Below are 18,827 nucleotides of genomic sequence, written 5' to 3' on the forward strand. Positions count from 1 at the left end.
TGACGGCGCGGTGACCTCGGCCTCTAGCGCCTGACCGCGTGCGCTGCGCCGTCAGTAGCGGAAAGGTGCTCTTCGAGTGCCTGGACGAGGCCCGTGATTCCTTGTCCCCGCGGCATGATCTGCTCGCTCTTGGGCCTGACCTCGTCGATCGCATCCGTTGCGGCGTGTTTGGCGTGCCAGATGTCGACGATCAAATAGTCGGCCCGTTCGGCGAGTGCACGCAAGCTCGCTGTGGCCACCTTGTCGGAGTTGACGTCGATCTTTTTCGGGTGGCATAGACGGGACAATCGGTTGGCCAGCAGGGCCTGGGCTCGGGGCTGCAGCGAGTAGAGGCCGACCACCGCACCATCGAGCCGTTTCCATACAGAGCCGGCATCGGACGTGTCCGTAGGGGCACGCCGCACCGGTACTCCGGCTTCGTCGCCTAGGACCTCCAACTCCAACTGCTGACGCGCGCTGAGTCGTTGTTCGAAACTCTGGCATGTGCCGAGCACCTCGGAGATGACGGCCAGCCGTGCCGCCGGTTCCGGGCAAGGCGCGTATAGCAGGACATCGACCAGGCTGAGACCCCAGTCGACCGCCGCAGGCGAGGCGATCAGGGTCCACAGTCGACTCGTCTCTGACAACCTCTCTTGGTAGTCGGATTCGGCGGGTCCGCACGCCAGGAATCTCTTGACCAGCAACAGGTACGCATCGCGCACCGGTTCGCTCAGATTGGGCTGGTCGGCCAGCAGTATGAGGACGGTGTCGAAGAACGCATCGCTTCGCATCGTGTCGACCGCTTCGGCCACCGACCGGCATAGAACGTCCAGCGCACGCTTGACCTGCTCCTTGTTGTCGCCGCCCCAGGCGGCCAGCACCTGGTTGGCGAGGTGCTGGAGGTCAGGTTCCGAAAGCGTCTCCAGTCCCGCCCACTGCGTGTGCTGGGACCGCAGGACATGATCGGCGTCCGGCCACCGTTCCCTGGCCAGCCGGGCGCTCCACTCCACCCAGCCCCCGCAGGTGCCGTCGACCAGTCGGTCCAATTCCGACAGATCTCTCTGCAAGCGACGGTTCGGTCGCAGCCGCCCTTCCGCTTCGAATCCTCGTACCGCCGAAAGGACCGCAGGCGCACTCTCATTGGCTTCTCCCGCTTCCAGAACGGCCTGTACGGCCAGGTCTGCGGCTGCTGGATCCGGCGCTTCGAGGAACGCGCGCGTCACCGCACCGTACTGCGCCTGGTCGAACAGGTCCTGGATGCTGTGGACCGCGGACACGTGCGCGACGGTGTCGGCGCCGGCGGCCAGTCGTTCCAGCCGCTCACGCTCGCCATCGACGGCGACGGCGCCCAGCAGCCGTTCCACACGGCCCCTGTCTCCTTGGGCGGTGGCCGTCACTATCGCGACCGAACGACCGGCCTCGGTAATAGGTATATCAACGGCATTGAGCAGTGTCCCGAAGCGGGCACCGAGCTCGACCTGCGCGTAGACCTCATCAGCAGACTGACCGCCGATGCACCGCTCGGCGAGCTCCGTCCACCACAGCATCTGCAGCAGGATCTCGTTCACGGCTCGGGGCCGCCGGGCGCGAAGCATCTCCTGCAGATAGGGAAGGGCCTGCAACTCCTTCCAGCGCTCGAGGCGACCGAGCAGTTCGACGTCCAGGAACCGGAGATTCTCGGCACTGAGCCGACCGGTCAGCCGGAGGTTCTCCAACGCGCGTTCGGCGGCACGACCATTGTGTCCCAGCAGTGCGAGCCTGAAGTCGCGAAGCAGATCGACATGTGAAGGTCGGACGGGCCGCGGCCGTGCATCCTTCCCGTCCACGGTCGCGACAGCGTCCTCGATCCGCTCAAGCATGTCGTCCATGGACTCCGTCGTACGACGCAGATACGACAGATGCCTGATTCCGATGGAATGGAGAATCCCGTCAGCGCCGCCGTCGTCCGAACTCATGGTCTGAGGTTCCAGAACAGCCGTCGCCGGACCGAGGAAGGCGTCGAGCACCTCCTGCCCGCGCCGCTGCCCCTCACGGTCCGTTGAGACGAGGTAAAAGCCGGCCGGTTTGCGTTCCAGCGGGATGACCATCCAGCCGTCCGGTCTTTGTGTCCAGGCTCGCGCCTCGGTTTCGAACAGGACCTCGATACGCTCTCGCATCGGTCCGAAGCGCACAGTGTCGCCGAGCGCCTGGCGGAGTGCATCAGCGCGGTTCATAGCTCACCTCCGAACCGACCGTAGACATCAGTGCGCGCTTGAGCGACGTATTCGGAATCCGTCTTCAACTCCACCTGTTCTTCACGCAGATGAATGCCATGACGAGTGATGTTCATACTGCCGGCCAGCGCATAGTCGTCTCCGGTGATCGACTTGGTGTGCAGCCGCCCGGTGGCGTCGGCCTCTATTCGAATTTTGTCTTCCACGTTTAGATCACGGGCGAGCTGCCTGAGTCGCCGCGTGAACGTGTCATTGCGGTTGTCGGTCGTGGTGGCGACCACAATTTGAGCGCCTTCCGCGGCCAGCGCGGCGAGGACTTCGGTCAGACGGATAGGGCGTCGGCCGAAGCGGGTGAGTGCTGAGAACGCACCGACGGAATTATCGACCACATCGACGTCCGTGATCCACGGGGAGATGAGCCACAGGGTCTTGCTCGGGTGAATGAGCTCGGCGGCGAACAGCGCGCCGAGCAGATCCAGCACCTCGCTGGAACTCTGCGCGCTGGACTTGCGGATGACACGGTTCACAGCGCCTCCCTGAGCAGCAGGCGCGCTTCGGCGTGCCGCTCCGTCGTACGCGCTCCGACCACCACAGGGTGGCAGAGCAGCGTCCCGACCTCGACCGGACGCGTCTGCAGATCCAGCAGAACCGTCCTGAGGTCGGCTCGCTGAACATTCGGAACTTGCAGGACGATCTCGCCGTATTCACGCAGCGCATCATGGATCGCTTCCCTGCGTTCGCCATCCCAAGGCACGGCGCTGATCTTGGGTGGCCGGAGATCGACCAGAGCACGCGGGGCTGACATCGATCCGTGCAGCCGGGGAGCATATGGGTTGTACGAGAGGCTCGGCTGCGCCGCCATGCCCCATGGCCACAGGACGTTGGTGACGGCGCGCGCCCGCTGCTGCCGGGTTGTGCCGGCTCCGAGGTGGAGTACTTCGTCCACAGCCGTTTCGTCGGCGAGCAGCGCTCCCAGCGTCCGCCCCTCCACCGCGAACCGGCTGCGCTCCATGGCAATATCGCGCAGGTCGAGCCAGTACCTGATCGCGGCGGGTAGGTCGGGGTGGGCTCCCGGCCCGGCGATGCGCGTGCTCAGCGCGGAACGGGCCGGACCCCCTAGGACGAGGTCGCGCACTCGAGCGGCATCGTCCAGTCGCTGTACCTCGTTCGCCACGGCGGCATGTCCCTTCGGCCACGACTCCCGTAGCTCTGCCAGCGCGGACCGGATCTCGGATGCGTCCTCGCGGATGAGAGCCGTCAACTCCTGGTCCATGGTCTCGATCGTGGACGGGATGAGCGCGTCTTCCAGCGCCCGGGTGAACGCGGCCGGTTCCTGCGTGAGTGCGCGCACGAACGCCTCGATCTGGCCAGTGCCTCCAGGAGCCGGCTCCGAGACCCAGAAGCGGCTGTCGTCAACCGGGTCGAGGTCGACCATGAGTTCGTCCGTGTTGACGCCGGGACAGAGCGCGGACAGAGCGGCCAACGCGACCTGTGCGGTTGACAGGGTGTAGCGCCTGCGCCACCAGGACGTCCACCCGACCGACCGCTCCGTGCCCTCGACTTCCGCCAGTGCCCCACGGACCGCTGCCAGCACCTGCGGATCAGCGCACCAGTTCGTCCAGGCCGCACCGAAGCGGCCACCGAGTTCTTCGTCGTCGGTGTCCGGTCCGAGGATGGTCGCGGACCTCCTCATGGCCGCCGACAGACCGTCCTCACTGATCGCCTCACCGTTCACCCGAGCGGCGGTCACCGCGAGCAGGACGATGTCAACCAGTGACTCTCGGTCGAAAGCCGACATCTCGCTGGGAAGCCGTGCTTCGTTCTGGAGGTAGTGCCGAAGCCGCTGAGTGCGCTCCTCCGCGTCGGGCGGCGGAATGCGGCGGGGGAACCGGATGGTCCCTGTGAGTGCGTCGCATTGGACGTCGACACCGAGCGCCGCAGGAGCCCAACTGTCGTCGGACTCTACGCCGAAGTCGAGCCGCACCGGACGCGCTCGCGGATCCCAGATCGTCCCGGACGCCGTCCTCGCGTACCGCAGCATTCGCACACCCCCCCCTTGCGCGTGCAGATGCCCGGTGAGCCGGGTGATGAGGCGGTCCGCTCCCCTGGAGACACGAACCTCGTAACCCGCGCCGAGGGGAGCGATCTGGAGTTCCCAGTCAGGTCGGACGGCAGAGGCGTCCCTCACTTGGTCAGGAACGGCCTCCAGTGCGGCTGCCGTCGGCGTATAGACCGTCACACGCCCCTCCGCGGTCTCTACGACGTCCACCGGGAGGCTGCGGTACGTCTCCCGGATGTCGATCCGCTGCTCCTCGGCTCCACGTCCTGCAGCACGGAGGGGAATCCAGTGCCGTTTGTTGGTAGCCCATATTCCGAAGTGCCTGGACACGTTGCCAGGGCAGAATTCCCCGAGCACACGAAGGGCCGGAAGGTTCACTGCCTGTACCTCATGCCGCCGACCCGGTATGGCCACTTCCACATCGGGGACCAAAAGATCATCGAACAGGTTCCCGGGGACGAATTGGCGTAGGGGCGTACGCGTGCGCAGACCGGCGTCATTGGCCTGGGGCTGTTCCCCTGCCCACTGGTCGCGCAGGCGGCGGCGGATGGTCGGCACGACGACCGGCAACAGCGGTCGCGGCGCGTCCCACAGCAGGCTGTCCACCACGGAATCCGCCCAGTCTCCGAAGCCGAGTCCGAGCGCGGACCGCAGGTGGAGCCGGAGTCGTTGCCGCTCGGGCCCGGGACGGAGCAGCAGGGCGAGCAGAGCCACGATCCGTTTCTGCCGCTCCAGAGTCGGTCGCTGCCTCTCAGGGCTATTCGAGTGCAGAGCAACCGCTGGACCGGCGAGGTCCTCCCAGATCGAATCCCTGCCGGAGTAGCGCAACTCGACCGCGAGCCAGTCCAGGAGTGCGTAGACGGCCTGGATCCGCAGTACGTAGAGGTTCTCCAACGGTAGGCTGCGCGGAGGCAACTCAGGGTCGAAGAGGGCGTCGTATGCCTCCCACGCCTGACGGTCCCTGCCCCAGTCGCTCAGCACCACCACCGTCCACGGCCGGGTCATCGGGTTTCGACCGGCGCGTCCTTTGCGCTGCAGGAACTGGGCGGGATCGTGCGGCGCCTTGTGCTGCACGACGGCGCCGACGCGCTCGTCGTCGAAGCCGACCTCGAGTGTCGCCGTCGCGATGACCACCTGGGCGTCGGCGGCCACACCTCGGTCCTGCGAACTGGTCCTTCCGAGTTGCAGCGAGCGGTCGGCTTCGATTCCGTGCCCCAAGCGCTCAGGCAGCCACCACCACTGCCCGTCGGAATCACGTTCCTCCTTGGGCTCCCGGTGCTCCGGAGGGAGGCGTTCCTGCTGCTCTGCTCGCAGGTGCGCAAGGGTCAATACTCGCCTGCCGTCGTGGAGACGGCCTGGCCAACGCCAGCCCTCAGCGTCCAACAGGTCCCAGAACAGGCGGTTGGTGCTGTCGAGTTTGTCGGTGAACACGAAGAGCCTGCTGCCGAAGACCCCTTCGGAGGACGGGGGTGGATCGAAGGGGTCGTCGTCCATGGAGTCCAGGCAACGGGCCAGGGCCATGCAGGTCTGGATACTGGTGGAGATCGTCCCCGTCCTTGAGTGCGGATCATGCCGGAGCGCGAGCAGGTACTCGGCGCCGGACTCCTCCATCTCCTCGGCATCGGGTTGGACGACCGTCACGTCGCCAGGCCGCAGTCCAGTCAACTGGGCGAAGAAGTCACCGGCGTTTCGCAGTGTCGCGGACAGTCCTGCCCAAACAGGTGCGTGGCCGAGCGCGTGTGTCAGGCGGCGGAGCAGAATCGCGTTCTGCGCACCGGTCGTGCCCTCGTAGGTATGCACCTCGTCCAAGAGGACGGCGGCGAGGGTCGAGGGACGGACACCGAATGCGCGCAGGTTTCCTGGAGCCCCGAGTTGGCGGTTGAGCGATTCGGTGGTGCTGAGCATGAGATCCGCAGGATCACGGCGAGCGCTGTCACGCGTCAGTCTCAGAACCCGCCCGTCCACGTCGAACCCGCACGAAGGAGTGCTGCAGACGAGTCGTTCGCGATTCTGGACGATATCGGTGCGGCGCCAGAGCAGATCCGCATCACACTCCAGGCAGCGCAGGTACGGGCAGACGAAATCTCCCCCACCGCGTCGCTGCCAGCCTTCCGCCCACCCCTGGCGCACGGCATATGCCGACGAGGGGGTGAGACCGAACCAGGTGGCCAGACTCAACGGACGTCCGTCAGGCTTCTGCCCAGCACGGATACGGCGGACGTAGCCCAGCAGTGCTCGGAGCTGGTCCTTGAGCAGTTCATTCCGGGGATACAGGGCCAAGGCCAGTGGACCCGAAGCTCGTCGCTCTTCCCGCTGATCAGCCAACCACGAGAGCAGAGGCAGATAGAAGGCCAATGTCTTTCCGCTGCCCGTGCCGGCCGAGACCATCACGCCCGAGGGCCGTCCGCTCTTCAGAGCCTCCAGGACCGCATTCGTACTGCGCCGTTGGAATCCCGAGAGCCGTTCCGGCAGGAGCGCTTGTGCGGCAGTGGAGCCGCCCATCCCCAGGACCGCGCCGATTTCGGTCAACACGCTCTGGGCCGGCACATTCCGTTCCGGTCGGCGCCGCGGCCGGTGCAGGAATCGGTAGTCGAGAACCAGCGGTCTGCCGTGGGTGACGCGCCCTTTCCAGAACGCCTGCCGCAGGGTGGCGAGCAGGCGGATCGTCTCAGCGCTCCTGGATCGGTAGCCACCGCGCGGCGTCCGCACGATCAGGGCCGACTCAACGAGCTCGTCCAGGATGTCCGACCCGCCGCCATGCGCCGACAGGATCGAGAGGAGCTCATCCTCCGTCCACTCGGCACCGACCGCACCCCAGGAGAGGAGTTTCGCTTCGCGCAACTCGGTTTCGGTCAGAGCATTGAGAGCGCTCCTATCCACGTCGTCCCCCCTGAGGACGGCCCGGGACCACCTTGAAATTGTGCGCGGCTCCATTGTCGACCAGCCACTGCCGCACTTCGCTGTCCAACATTTCCAGCGATGCCCCTCCTCGCGCGGCTACCGACACGAACTCCTTCACCGACTCGGGCAGCCTCCTTTCCAAGCTCTCAAGGAGCGAGTCCACCTCATCGAGCAGTTCGAGGGCATTTGCGTCGGGAAGATTCCGCTCGAGTCGTCCCAGTCGGCCGAGTGCTGCACGTAGTTCCTTGGCCACGTCGGCGATACCGTCGGCCCCGGACAGCACCTGCATCAACTCTTGCAGATCGACGGCACCACCGGCCCGCGACGAGACATACTCCCGCCATATGGCCATGACCGACTCACGCAATGGCGCTTCGAGCCGCACGAGTCGGCGGGTGACGGTCCTCAGTCCCCGTGTGTCCAGATCCCGGTTCCGGTCATCCAGGGAGTGCTCGATCGTTGCCAGGTCGGCGAGCAGGCTCTCGTACGTGTCCAGTCCGAACCACCAGACACCACGCCCCGCATCGGCGGCGGTACGGAGTTCGGCCAATTTGGGCAGGACGTCATCGATGGTCTCAGCCGCATCCTTGAGTTCGTTGAACTCCGCCTCGGCTCGCGCTGTGTTGCCGGCCCTCTCGACCGCCGTGCGGGTCTCTTCGATCCACAGCAGGCCGCCGTCAGCCATCGGTCTCCTCCTTGGGGAGGCTCATCGCCTGAAGGTGCTCCCTCACTTGGCGCAGCTTGAGGCGTACATCCCGCGCCACCTGATCAAGGTCCATACCGACTACGCCGGTCCGTTCGCTCTCCAACCGCGTCTCCGCCAGGCTCCGGCGGATCACCTCAAGCGCCCTTGCTCCTCGCACAGCGGCGCGAGCCCAGTACTGCGTGGCGATAACGTCGACCGCTCCGTGGCCTTCGCCGACACTGTCGAGGGGAAGCTCTGGAGGCAGGTCCCGAAGGACGGCCAGCGCATCTGCGAAGTCGCCGCGCCCTTCGGCTGGCCTGAAGAACCCGCTGTCCATCGCGAGCTGCCCGACCTCACGGGCGGCTCGCGCGACCTCTCCCGGTGCTCGGCCCTGGAGGCCGTCCGCGAGCACCTTCACCGCGGCGACGATTTCCTGTGATTGATCGGGGGTCGCCTTCTCCACAGCGGTCAGCAGATCGCCGGCCGCCTTGCCCAGGACCGGGGCCGTGTCACCGAATTCCTTGGCCGTCCTCCGCAGTTGAGCGACCGGTGAGCGCAGAAACTCGGCGAGTCCTTCCTCCAGCATGACCGCGTCGACGAGTTCAGCGGCTCCGGTGTCCCCTTGCCGCACTGAAGCGAATTCACTGACGAATGCGTTGATCGAAGGATTCGCGAGGATGTCGCGGGCTATCCGATCCACCTCCGTCCACGGCGGGGTGGCCGGGTCGGCGTGCGGCGCCTCAGTCGCCAGGACGTCGCCGATCCGCTGCACCGATGCGGGTGACAGCCCTGCCGCCATCAGTGCGATGGCGCGCGTTCCGATCGCCGCCTTGGCCAGGCCGCGTCCCCGGACCCGATCCAGGAAGGCGGCGCGTACCTGCTCGGCCCAGTCGTCGAGGTGGTACTCGAGGTCGAGCATCAACTCGACCGGATCATAGCCCTCAGGCCAGGGCCAGATCCCGTCCTCGGGCCGCCAGTGCCCGTTGTCGTAGAACCATCTCGCAGCCGCCAGCACCCTGACGCTTTCGTCGTCACGGCCGAGGGCGAAGAGCACTCTCCCTGAGCCGGCGGCACGGCCTCGTGCCCCCTCGAGCGTGAACGACGTCCGGTTGAAGAGTTCGCTCAGGATTCTCGATCCTTCACCGGTACCCGCTGTATGGAACAGAGCGAACTCGAGGTCCAGCCGTGATCGGACGAGCTTGAAGAGAAGTTCTCGGTAGCGGTCCGCCTCGTCCGTTGGCAGCAAATGTCCGACCTGCCATTGGAAGAGCTGGGGAAGCGGACTCGGGGCCAGTGTGGCGGGCATATCGAGCGGTTCGGGCTCCCGGACGGCCTCTGCTTGCGAAACGTGTGCCGTGGGCTCCGTTGTGACTGGTGCGTCCAGCGCGAAGGCATCGGTGACAGCGGGTGGAAGGTGTGACTCTCCGCCCCAGACCACCAGGGCACGGTACAGGCGCTCCGCCTGCTCTCCACTGCGTCCTGCCAGCACGACGTCTTTGGGCCGCTGCGGCCGGAACTCGAACCGGTCGCGGACCCGCTCGTGCGGATATGTCTCCCTGCTGATGTGCGCATCAGCCTCGATCAAGGTCTCAGAAACGCAGACGTCCAGGACGTCCCTCGGCGTGGGATCGGATCCTCTCGCCGCCAGCGACCGGTGCAGCGCCGCGTCGTTGTAGGGGTAGAGCCCTATCCGGCCGAGCCCGGACACGTCGACTGCGCCGAAACCGGCGTGGCACTCGTCCCTGAACCGGCAGGGCAGTCCGCCCTCGCGCGTATCGCATGCGTTGCGCACCCAGTCCGTCGCGCCGTCGTCCCGAGAGCGGGCCCAAGCGGATTCGACGTCCTGTCGACCGACCCGGACGAGGTTCAGGTAGCGGGCTACAAAGGTCGCACGGTCAGTGAGAGCACTCGGTTCGATTGTGAACCTGTGCGTTATGCGCGTCTGGACCGTATCGGGAAGTCGCTGGAACGGAGCGTCGGTCACGGCGAATACCACCCGCAGCGGAGCGAGGTCAGCACCCGGTTGAGTGGCGAACTGGTCGTACAGTTCACCGTCGATGAGTCCGAACTGCGCTAGGTCCTCGAAGAGCAGAACCAGTTCCTTACCCTGGTCGCGCAGCAGTTTCCGGGAACTGCGGAACAGTTCGTCCAACGTCACCTCGTTCTCGGAGGTCCGCATACCGAGCGCCTTCAGCGCCGCCTTGCGCAGTGCTTCGTCGAGCATCTCGAGTGCCGGCGTCGGATCGAAGCAGATGACCTCCCACATGCCCATGAGGTCCTGGTTTCCGGCGAGAGCCCTGCGCAGGCCCGTCTCACGGATCGGAAGGTCCGCCGGCTCGAACCCCTCCTGGTCGTCATCGCGCCGGGAGGTCCTCTCGTAAACCGATGCCACGAACCGGTGCAGTCGTCCGTCCGTCCGTAGCAGGGTCCGATTCACGGGCTCCAACGAAAGAAGGTCCGCCAGTCCGTTTCGGCGCTTGCCCTGGTCGTCGCGGTCCCCGAGCAGGCTGTTGCGTTCTTCCCGCTGTTCCCGTTCCTGCTCGCTCTCTCCTTCGCGAGGCGGCTGCGGTTCAAGCGTCCAGGTCAGCGCGAAACGCATCTCCTCGAGCAGCCGGTCCTTGAGCTCGGCGGGGTTCGTACTGCCCACCGCCGCGTCGATCCGCTTCATGAAAGCCTCGCCGCCCTGACCGGGAAGCCCCGCCACGACCCTGCGCAGCAATTCCCGAATAGTCTGGACCGCACGCGGGACATAGAGGACGTGATAGCGCTCGTCCGCCGGATCCACGTGGGCGTGCACCCAGCGCACGACATGGCTCTTGCCCGTACCGGATCCGCCGGTTACGGCGATGAGGGTGTTCCGGTCCGCGTCTCCTATACCGGCGATCAGGGCGTCTAGTACCTGGCGCTCGCCCTGGCCGGACTCCGTCTTCTCCTCCCCCTTGGCATGGCTCAGCACCATCGGAGAGTGCGCGGCGAGGAAGACGGCGTCGGCGCTGCTCGGCAGTGCTCCGATGTCGGAGTACACGGCTTCCCGTACGGACTTCGCGCTCCAGCAGCGAAATCCCTTCATCGATTCAGTCACTCCGCGTCCTCCACGATCTGCACCTCAGCGATACGGCGATCGCGTTGTCCAAGGCGCAGGGCAACGGTATTACTTGAGTCGTCTGAAGCCAGCAGTCTCACTTTCCCCATACGCTCCAGTTTGCTCATGGCGCACGCCACAGCGACCGGAATCTCCCCGTCGGGGACAGCGGATTGAGGAAGTACGGACCTGAGCCGCGGGTCGCCCAGAACGGGCAGAGCCGAGTACAACCGCCGGAACCATTCGTCAGCGGGCACCCGGCGGGGCATGTCGGTCAGCACACCCGCAACCGCTTGGGTCGGATCGATCGTCAGAGCCGACCTCGATTTGACCTCGACGCGGGCCGCCAGTCCCAGGGCCTGGGCCCATCGCATGAACGACCGCCACTGCTCGGGGTTGTCGACAGGAGGACGGTTATCCCGCCACGCCGATCGGAAGGCCGACTCGGGTCCTTCTCCCCACCTGGACGCGAAGGGCCTGAGTGGGTCCTGAAGAGTGAACCAACTCAGCGCGAACCCGAGGTCCGATGGTGCCTTACCGGACTCTACCTCCTCTACCGTTCGGCGCCCGAGGTTCTTCAGCACACGCTGTCGAATGGTTCGGGCCTCAGGTGTCGCATCGGCAACGACCTCGGCCCTGAGCTTTTCTTGGATCGTCCAACGGCGTCGATCCCGAGTCCCCTCATCGATATCAAAGAGACGCAGATCCCTGCCGACCGCCAGCGAGGCCGCGAGAACACTCCCATCGGGCACCGCGCTGCGCGCCGCAACGAATGGACGGAGGGCACGATGGAGTTCGGACTCTTCCACACCATCAGGGCGGTTGGCCAGATACCTGCCGATCACGACCAGCGCGGGAGCACTGGCTCTGACATGGCTCTTCAGATAGTCCATTTCAGTCTCCGAGAACATGAAGCGCACTGACGGCGTCGAGTGCGGGCAGATCGCGTCCTACCTGTCGCCCCCCTATAGCAACGTCACGCGGTAGCAATAGGACATCGAATGCAATCGGAGCATCATTGCGCAACTCTCGCCTTATTTTCGGACTCAGCCAAGTGCCAGGGACTCGCTCTCCCGGCGGGTACACGATGAATGAGGAGCAGGGGGTGAGATTAGCGGGTGTGACGGGAAGCGGATCCACAAACAACCATTCCGCCGCCAGGTCCAGTGCATCCTTCGGTCCGACGAAGTGCCTTACCCCCCGGCGAGCCAGGATTCGCAGCAACCGTCGCATCACGGCCACATGATCATCGGTAGTGAGAAGCACAAGCCCGTCTCGGGCACCGGCGGCCTCTGCGAGGTCGTCCAGGCGTGCGGTGAGGTCATCGGAAACGGGCCACTTCTGCATGGGGTTGGGCGGCGGATCATTCGAGGGCTCGATCGCATCCCGGCGGCAACCCGGGCACCTTCCGCAGCGGTCCAGTGGCTGTGTGTGGTCGGCAGGCCGGCCGAAAAGGATACGGACCTTCTCATCGGGCCGGTATGATCCGGCGATAGCCTCGCAGGCACGCAGCGAGCCGTTCACGAGTCGCCGGATGGACTCCAGCGCCTCACGCGACCGCGCTGACTCCGCTTTCTGCCACGTCACCCAGTGCTCCGCCCAGAACGGCGAGTTGTTCACGAGGTCACCGCGAAGCACCTCCACTCCCACCCAGTCGCGCTGTTGTCCGCTCTCCTCGGCCAGTTCGGCCAGATCTTCGGCGTCCACCTGCAGCCGCCGTACCGCACCGGACTCGACCAAGCCCTGAACGAGTTGCGCATTCCAGCGGCGGTTGTACGAACCGCGCATCGCGATCCCCCGGCTACCTTCCAGGTCTACGAAGGAACGGCCTCCGAACTGGCGGCGGTGCGCCCACAGATCCGACCAGCGGTTATACGCGGTTTCCGCGGTCAGGACCTTGGTGGTGAGTTGTTCGGCCTCGCGCCGGTCCTTTGGAGCGGTGAGGAGAAACGCGGCTGAGGCGTTACCGTCACGTCCGCCGCGGCCCAGTTCCTGGTACCAGCGGTCCACGGTTTCGGGCATGCACGCATGCACGACGGTGCGCACATGGGGGTAGTCGATACCGAGGCCGAAGGCCGAGGTGGCGACAACGAGGTCCACCGAGGCCGGGCTCTCTTCGCTGCTACGCAGCCCGGCGAGGACGCGGGCCCGTTCGATCGCGTTCGTCCGGCCGGTGACGAGCGCGAGCCGGCCGTAACCCGTGCGTTCCAGGCGGCGCCGCCATTCCTCAGCGGCTTCCGGGGAGGTGACGTAGAGAATCGCCGGCCGCGGCAGTTGCGCGAGCGCCTCAAGTACCCACGCGTCTCTCTGCTCGGAGTTGTCGGCCGCTGCTATCCACAGGTCCGGTTCGGCGCGCAGCGCATTGGCCGCGACGAGGGTGCACGGGCCTGGCTGTCCGAACAGACGATGCAGATCGCCCAGTTCGAAGGGTCCGAGCGTCGCGCTGAGCAGCAGGGTGACCGGACTCGGATGCCCCGCCTCGGTCGCCTTCCGAACCAGATCGCGCCGAAGATCGGCCAGCGTACGGAACTCGGGCCGGAAGTCCCGGCCCCACTGTGTGACGAGGTGTGCCTCATCGAGCACGAAACCGTTGATTCGTCCCGTGCCGGCCGCCTCCATCAGCAGGAGGCGCAGCGCACGGGTCATCGACTCCGGTGATGTGATCAGGATCGGCTGCTTGCCCTGGCGCAAGCGCAAGCGCATGCTTTCGCGCAACTCTTCCGAGGTGTCCGCCGTCCAGGCGAGGTGCAGGCGCTTGGGGTCGACGCGGCGGTTCTGCCGGGCGTAGTGATCACGGAATCGTCGTTCGAAGTCGTAGGCGAGGGCGACCGTCGGAACGATGACCAGGGTGACCCCGTTTCTCCGCTGGTCTGCCAGGCAGAGCGCCACCTCGGTCTTTCCCGACCCTGTGGGGAGCATCGCGATCACGGTCCCCCCGGCCGGGGCAGAGACTACCGCGCGGCATGCCGCTCGCTGTCCGGGGGTGCGGTAATGGGGGTGTCCGGTGCATTGGCGGAAGAACGGGTCCGCAGGCAGTTTGTCCTCGGTGAATCTCCTTCCCTTCTCGGTTCCCGCGACCGCGGCACCATCCGGTGTGCCGTTCGCGTCGAGCCAGTCAGGGCTCCAGGGAGTTGCAGACCAGGTGTCAGCTGAGGTCTCTCGCAAGCGCGTGAGCGACGCCGCACGACGTAGCCGTGCCGAGAGCGCTGGGGCGGTGACCACGGCGTTCAAACGCCCATCCCGCACCGACCACCTGCGGAGGAGGTGGCGGATCAGCACGGCAGTGTCGAGGTCGGCGCTCTCCGGATCCGCACACGTGTGCACGAGGCGGTCATACAGATCGTCACCGAAATAGGGGACACCCGTCCGGTCCACTGTTCGCAGAAAAGTGCGCAGCAGCTCGTCCGGGTCGAATCGGGCGGCCGTCATACTCGCGGCCATAGCACCACCACACCGCAGGCAATGGTCGACACGGCTGGGTTCGCGACGCCGTCGACAAGGGCCGCTCCGAGCGCTTCCTCGCGCTCCAACTCCAGTTGCGCCGCCCGACGCTCGGAATCCGTCGGCAGTCGGCGTGCCCTGGCACGGATGACCGCCACCCTGGCTGCGACCTCCTTACGGGCTCGTTGGGCCGACACCGCGGGCTCTGTACCAAGGATCGGCAAGGAACGCAGGTGCTCGAGCGCCGTATCGGCGCTCATTCGGCAGAGCGGCTGCCAGTCCGGCAACGCGGCGAGCACGTCGTCCCAGACCCGTCCCCGCAGTACCTCGTCGGAATCCGGGTTGAACGGCGCCTCCAGTATGTCCAGCATCGAGTCGGGCGCTGTGCCATTCGGATCGGTCCACACACGCACGACGCTCGGTGGGAAGAGCGCGTCTCCGCGACGTCGGAGCCGCCGCCGGACCGCTTCGCTCTCAGCCGCCAGATGCGCCGCGTCGAACTCCACCAGGAAGTCGCATGACATCCAAATGGCCGGCTCGCGCACGGTACTGCTCGGACGGACGATCGCCCTGGTGCGACCGCGCTCGTCCGTTCGGAGGTACCGATCGATCCAGTCGACGAGCGGGTCTCCAAGCCTCAGGGGCGCTACTCCTTTCTGGCGCGTCGCTACCGATCGCGAATAGGCCCGCGGGCGGCGCAGCAGTGGGAGTACTTGGGCGACGTGGTCGTCCGGCAACCCGGGGATACGCCGACGGCTGGTATGGAAGCGCAACAGTTGTTCGTCCTCGTTCCACTCTGCCGGCAGGCCGATGCCACCTCGCATCGAGATGAACCGCTGGAACGCGTTCCGCAGACCTTCGACGTTGTCCTCTGCCGCGCGGAGCTCAGCCATGCTCGCATCATCGACGTCAGATGCCGCCGTGACAGATTCGATCTCCTCCAAGCTGTCGACCTCGACGCGTTCGTTCTCGATCTCCTGCTGGAGAGCACTCAGATCCTGCGAGAAGGCGTCACTGCCTTCGCGCTCCAGTCGCGTGATCAGCTCGTCAAGGACCTCGGCGAGTTTGCGCTGCAGGGTCGCGACCGACGCATTGAAGACGCCGATGCCTTCGTGGAGCAGGCGGACGTGTCCGGTAACCCATTCGCTGTCGGGCTCGACAAATACCACGACCTCCGCGGGTTCGGTCCGGAAGGCGAACCGGTCGAGACGCCCGATCCTCTGTTCCAGTCTGTTGGGATCCAGTGGTAGATCGAGATTGATGATCACCTGCGCTTCCTGCAGGTTCCTCCCCTCTTCAAGCGTGATGTCGCCAACGAGAACGCGGCCTCCTGATTCTTTAAGGAATCGTCGGACCTCTTCCTCCTGCTGCGCTCTTTCCATCGAACTAAGATGTCCCGCGACAGAGCTACCCCATCGTTTCCGCGCCGTCTCGTAGAAATCGCGCGCCAAGTCAGACGAGGTGCCGACCACCACTACCTTGAGGTCCTTGGCCAGCCGGTCGTCTACGACGTCGCAAGCACGGCGGATTCGCGCCTCGGTATCGATGCTCTGCAACCGCGCGATCATGGCTTCACGCATGGACCGCTCGTCACCATGGAAGGCGCGACTCCTCTGAAGGTAGTGGAGCATCGAACGAGGTCCGCCAAGAGCATGGAGAACCATGTATGCGAATCGCTTGGACGCTTCATGCCCTGCAGAGGTAGCGGCCAGAAATTCTCGATATTGATCGAGAAAGTCATCCACCAACGCGCGCGTAGGGTCATGTATCGGCAAGAAGACAGGCCGGCGGCCTACTACCGGATATTCTCGCGCGACGCCATTGCTCCGTCGATTTCGGATCATCCGACGACTGATACGATAGGTCTCTCTCACATAGTAACTCAGATCCGACCATGCGCTGGCTTCGACAGTCTCGGCTCGACACTCCTCCACCAGCCGAATTACTTCGGGATCCGTTCCGTGCATCGCCAAGATAGCATCAAGCGCCATTCTCTGCTTATATGGACTGATGCGTCGGTAGGTCAGCAACTGCAGATACTGCGCCTCCTCCACTCGCTGACGCACCCGCGTCCGCAGAGAATCGAGGCTGTTGATCGGATACGCGACCGGATCGACTAGATTGAGAAGACCGAGCAGGTCGGCGAGATTGCCGTTCATCGGCGTGGCTGAAAGCAGCAGCAGGCCGTTGGCCCTATGGAGATCGCCGCGCACACTGGAGTTGCCCGACAGCAGCGGCAGAAGCCGGTGAGCCTCGTCGATCACCACGATCGCGTGTTCGCGGAGTCCTGGCTCACGGATGAGGTCGGCGTGGGAGACGAGACGGACTCGCCCGCCGCCCCCCATCTCCTCGCCCAGCAGAAGGCGGTCGCGAAGTTCGTCGCTCCACTGCCGGCGCAGAGTACTGGGAACTGATATGAGTGCCGTGGCTTCATCATCGTCGATCAGCAACTGCCGCACGACGAGGCCGGCGACGACCGTCTTCCCCAGGCCGACTTCATCCGCGAGCAGGTAACGGGGCACCGGGTCGGACAGCACTCTCGCCACGGTGTCGAGTTGATGCTGGTAAAGCTCAACGGGGGCCGACAACACGGCGGTATAGCCCCTGGAAACCCTCCGCTGTAGCACCAGTTGGTCGAGAAGAGCGCTGCGCGCTTCGTAGTACTCAGGGGAGTCGCAGAATCCCCGGACCAGAGCGCTGACTGGATCGGTCAATGGCCGATCCCAGCGGATCTTGAACTGGTCGGCCGACAGTTTCAGATCGGAGTCCAGACCAGGAACGCGAACCAGGTACTCCCCGAACCCGCTGAGCCCGGCTACCTCCGCCCCGTGCCAACCGTAGGGTCGGCCCTTCACCCAGACACGCGATCCCGGGGAAATGCGTGGCACGGTCAGATCCTGCACAGGGACTGTCTTGCTGACCTCCGCGTAGTCCGGGATGTCCGTGTAGACGACGACAGCGCCTTCCGGCCGCCTTTCGCGGCAGAAGCCGTACCCCAGATCGCTGGACCGCGCCTGCACCCAACGACCGACATAGGCGTCAGGTGAGGAGTGTCGCCTCAACAAGTCCGCACACCCTCACATTGCTCAGAGACAGCTTCTCATAGTAGATGCTCTCGCCCACTGGCGTCGCTCCGACCGCAAATTTTCGACCGAATCAGGCCAACTCAGGAGATGAGAGACTACTGAGCGCAACAGACCCACCTCCACCACTCCATAAGTGCGCACAAGAAGTAGGTGAATCTCTCACGGAGAGTGTCCAGATAAACACAGTGGCACAGCGCGAATTCGACTGCGGCAATAAAAGGGCCAGATTAGTAACGGCGACGATACCGACCTTCGCCGCCTCCGTCAAACGAAGTCGTCCCATTTGCGAATACTCACAGAGAGTGACGAAGGTGCCGTCCGTCGCACAGTTGTCCACAGCACTGTCGGCTTGCCGAAGGGAGGGCTCGTTGTAGGGTCGAGGAACGTATATCTCGCCCATAGATGCGTTACAGAGGAGGGACCACAGGGAGTATTCCTAATCAGCCACAAGTTACCGTTCAGTCACCTGGACGGTCCCTTACCCGGCGCCGGCTTGTCCCGAGAAGAGAAAGAGGAAAGAAAAAGCCGTCGGGTCACTGCCGCGTGCCGTAACGCAAGTGGTGGTCGGCGAGAGGGTGCCACCTCCCGCCGACCGGTGCGAGCGCCAAGGCACGTCAAGAGCACGCCTCACAGCCGAGAGGAACTCGATGACGCCCGAGCGTCCGCGCAGTCATTCCATGTTGTGGATGGTGCTTCGTCAAACCGAACCACCTGCACCGGGAGATCCGGTGGAGCGCTGCCGGGCTGGCGATCACCTCTGGGGTCCAGAGCTCGATCGATGCCAGATCTGCGGTCTTCCCTACGCGGAGTTCGATGATCTAGAGGAGTGAGAGGAGGTACAGCCCGGGCAAGCCCTCCCTGAGAGAGGATGGTTCTCCTCATCAGGGAGGGCTCAGCTGTTCTCACCAGGCCGCGCCCTGCGTGCAGGTGAACGGGGACATCCATCCCTGCCGACTCCGCCTCCGCTCCGAAGTGCCGCGAAGACGGGAGCTCGTACCGCTAGTCCTGATGCTCACCGCTCGGTTTCCGCTCCTCAGTGTCCTCCAGAGCGTGTTGCCGGATCTGTTCGAACAGGGCCGAAGATCCCTGGAGGCCGCGCATCAGCGTTTCGATCGTCATGAGTGCCAGGCCCTGCTGAGGGTCGGCGAGCACCAGCAACTTGTCGCCCGGTTCGATGCCGAGGTCACGTCGCGCCTGTGCCGGGATGACGATCTGCCCCCGCTCGCTCACTGTCACCGCCCCGTAGAAGCCTCGCCCCCCGGGGCCGTAGAAGGTCTTGCCTTCGTCGGGAGCCATCGAATCGCCTCGCCGATCATCAAGGATATGAATGATTCGCACGTCCAATCGTGAGTATCGTACCTGGTCATCCAGCTGACCACGT

The 18,827-nt window shown here is 65.1% G+C and carries 9 protein-coding genes; all 9 read right to left on the reverse strand.

Going from position 1 to position 18,827, the window contains the following annotated elements:
* Positions 1-23: 23 nt before the first annotated feature.
* The 9 genes from dpdD to CLV72_RS18735 all read right to left on the reverse strand — a co-directional run bounded on the left by dpdD (position 24) and on the right by CLV72_RS18735 (position 18,742).
* Complete coding sequence (gene dpdD / locus CLV72_RS18695) at positions 24-2,192, reverse strand: protein DpdD (RefSeq protein ID WP_106247897.1); 2,169 nt, start codon at positions 2,190-2,192, stop codon at positions 24-26.
* Positions 2,189-2,719: a phospholipase D-like domain-containing protein DpdK gene (gene dpdK / locus CLV72_RS18700; protein ID WP_106247899.1), complete on the reverse strand. Its 531-nt coding sequence runs from the start codon at positions 2,717-2,719 to the stop codon at positions 2,189-2,191. Before dpdK ends, dpdD begins: the two co-directional genes overlap by 4 nt.
* Positions 2,716-7,131, reverse strand: coding sequence for a protein DpdJ (gene dpdJ, locus CLV72_RS18705; protein WP_170141029.1), 4,416 nt, complete (start codon positions 7,129-7,131; stop codon positions 2,716-2,718). The genes dpdK and dpdJ overlap by 4 nt, the downstream gene beginning before the upstream one ends.
* Positions 7,124-7,837, reverse strand: coding sequence for a hypothetical protein (locus tag CLV72_RS18710; RefSeq protein ID WP_106247905.1), 714 nt, complete (start codon positions 7,835-7,837; stop codon positions 7,124-7,126). The genes dpdJ and CLV72_RS18710 overlap by 8 nt, the downstream gene beginning before the upstream one ends.
* On the reverse strand, positions 7,830-10,919 hold the full coding sequence (locus CLV72_RS18715) for a hypothetical protein (RefSeq protein ID WP_146159486.1): 3,090 nt from the start codon (positions 10,917-10,919) through the stop codon (positions 7,830-7,832). Before CLV72_RS18715 ends, CLV72_RS18710 begins: the two co-directional genes overlap by 8 nt.
* The gene (gene dpdG, locus CLV72_RS31810) at positions 10,916-11,812 is read right to left on the reverse strand and encodes a protein DpdG (RefSeq protein ID WP_146159487.1); all 897 of its coding nucleotides are present in this window, start codon (positions 11,810-11,812) and stop codon (positions 10,916-10,918) included. The genes CLV72_RS18715 and dpdG overlap by 4 nt, the downstream gene beginning before the upstream one ends.
* A 1-nt stretch (position 11,813) precedes the next feature.
* Positions 11,814-14,360, reverse strand: a complete 2,547-nt coding sequence (dpdF, locus tag CLV72_RS18725) for a protein DpdF (RefSeq protein ID WP_106247948.1) — start codon at positions 14,358-14,360, stop codon at positions 11,814-11,816.
* Positions 14,345-17,380 carry a protein DpdE gene (gene dpdE, locus CLV72_RS18730; RefSeq protein WP_106247951.1) on the reverse strand — a complete coding sequence of 1,012 codons (3,036 nt, stop codon included), beginning with the start codon at positions 17,378-17,380 and terminating at the stop codon, positions 14,345-14,347. Before dpdE ends, dpdF begins: the two co-directional genes overlap by 16 nt.
* Positions 17,381-18,445: 1,065 nt before the next feature.
* Positions 18,446-18,742 carry an AbrB/MazE/SpoVT family DNA-binding domain-containing protein gene (locus tag CLV72_RS18735; protein ID WP_106247954.1) on the reverse strand — a complete coding sequence of 99 codons (297 nt, stop codon included), beginning with the start codon at positions 18,740-18,742 and terminating at the stop codon, positions 18,446-18,448.
* Positions 18,743-18,827 lie beyond the last annotated feature (85 nt).

This window comes from Allonocardiopsis opalescens (assembly GCF_003002095.1).
Taxonomy (GTDB): Bacteria; Actinomycetota; Actinomycetes; order Streptosporangiales; family Streptosporangiaceae; genus Allonocardiopsis; species Allonocardiopsis opalescens.

Excerpts from the sequence above, each read along its gene's own strand:
- dpdD (WP_106247897.1), bottom strand. The coding sequence starts at position 2,192 with ATGAACCGCGCTGATGCACTCCGCCAGGCGCTCGGCGACACTGTGCGC.
- CLV72_RS18710 (WP_106247905.1), bottom strand. The coding sequence starts at position 7,837 with ATGGCTGACGGCGGCCTGCTGTGGATCGAAGAGACCCGCACGGCGGTC.
- dpdG (WP_146159487.1), bottom strand. The coding sequence starts at position 11,812 with ATGGACTATCTGAAGAGCCATGTCAGAGCCAGTGCTCCCGCGCTGGTC.
- dpdF (WP_106247948.1), bottom strand. The coding sequence starts at position 14,360 with ATGGCCGCGAGTATGACGGCCGCCCGATTCGACCCGGACGAGCTGCTG.
- CLV72_RS18735 (WP_106247954.1), bottom strand. The coding sequence starts at position 18,742 with ATGGCTCCCGACGAAGGCAAGACCTTCTACGGCCCCGGGGGGCGAGGC.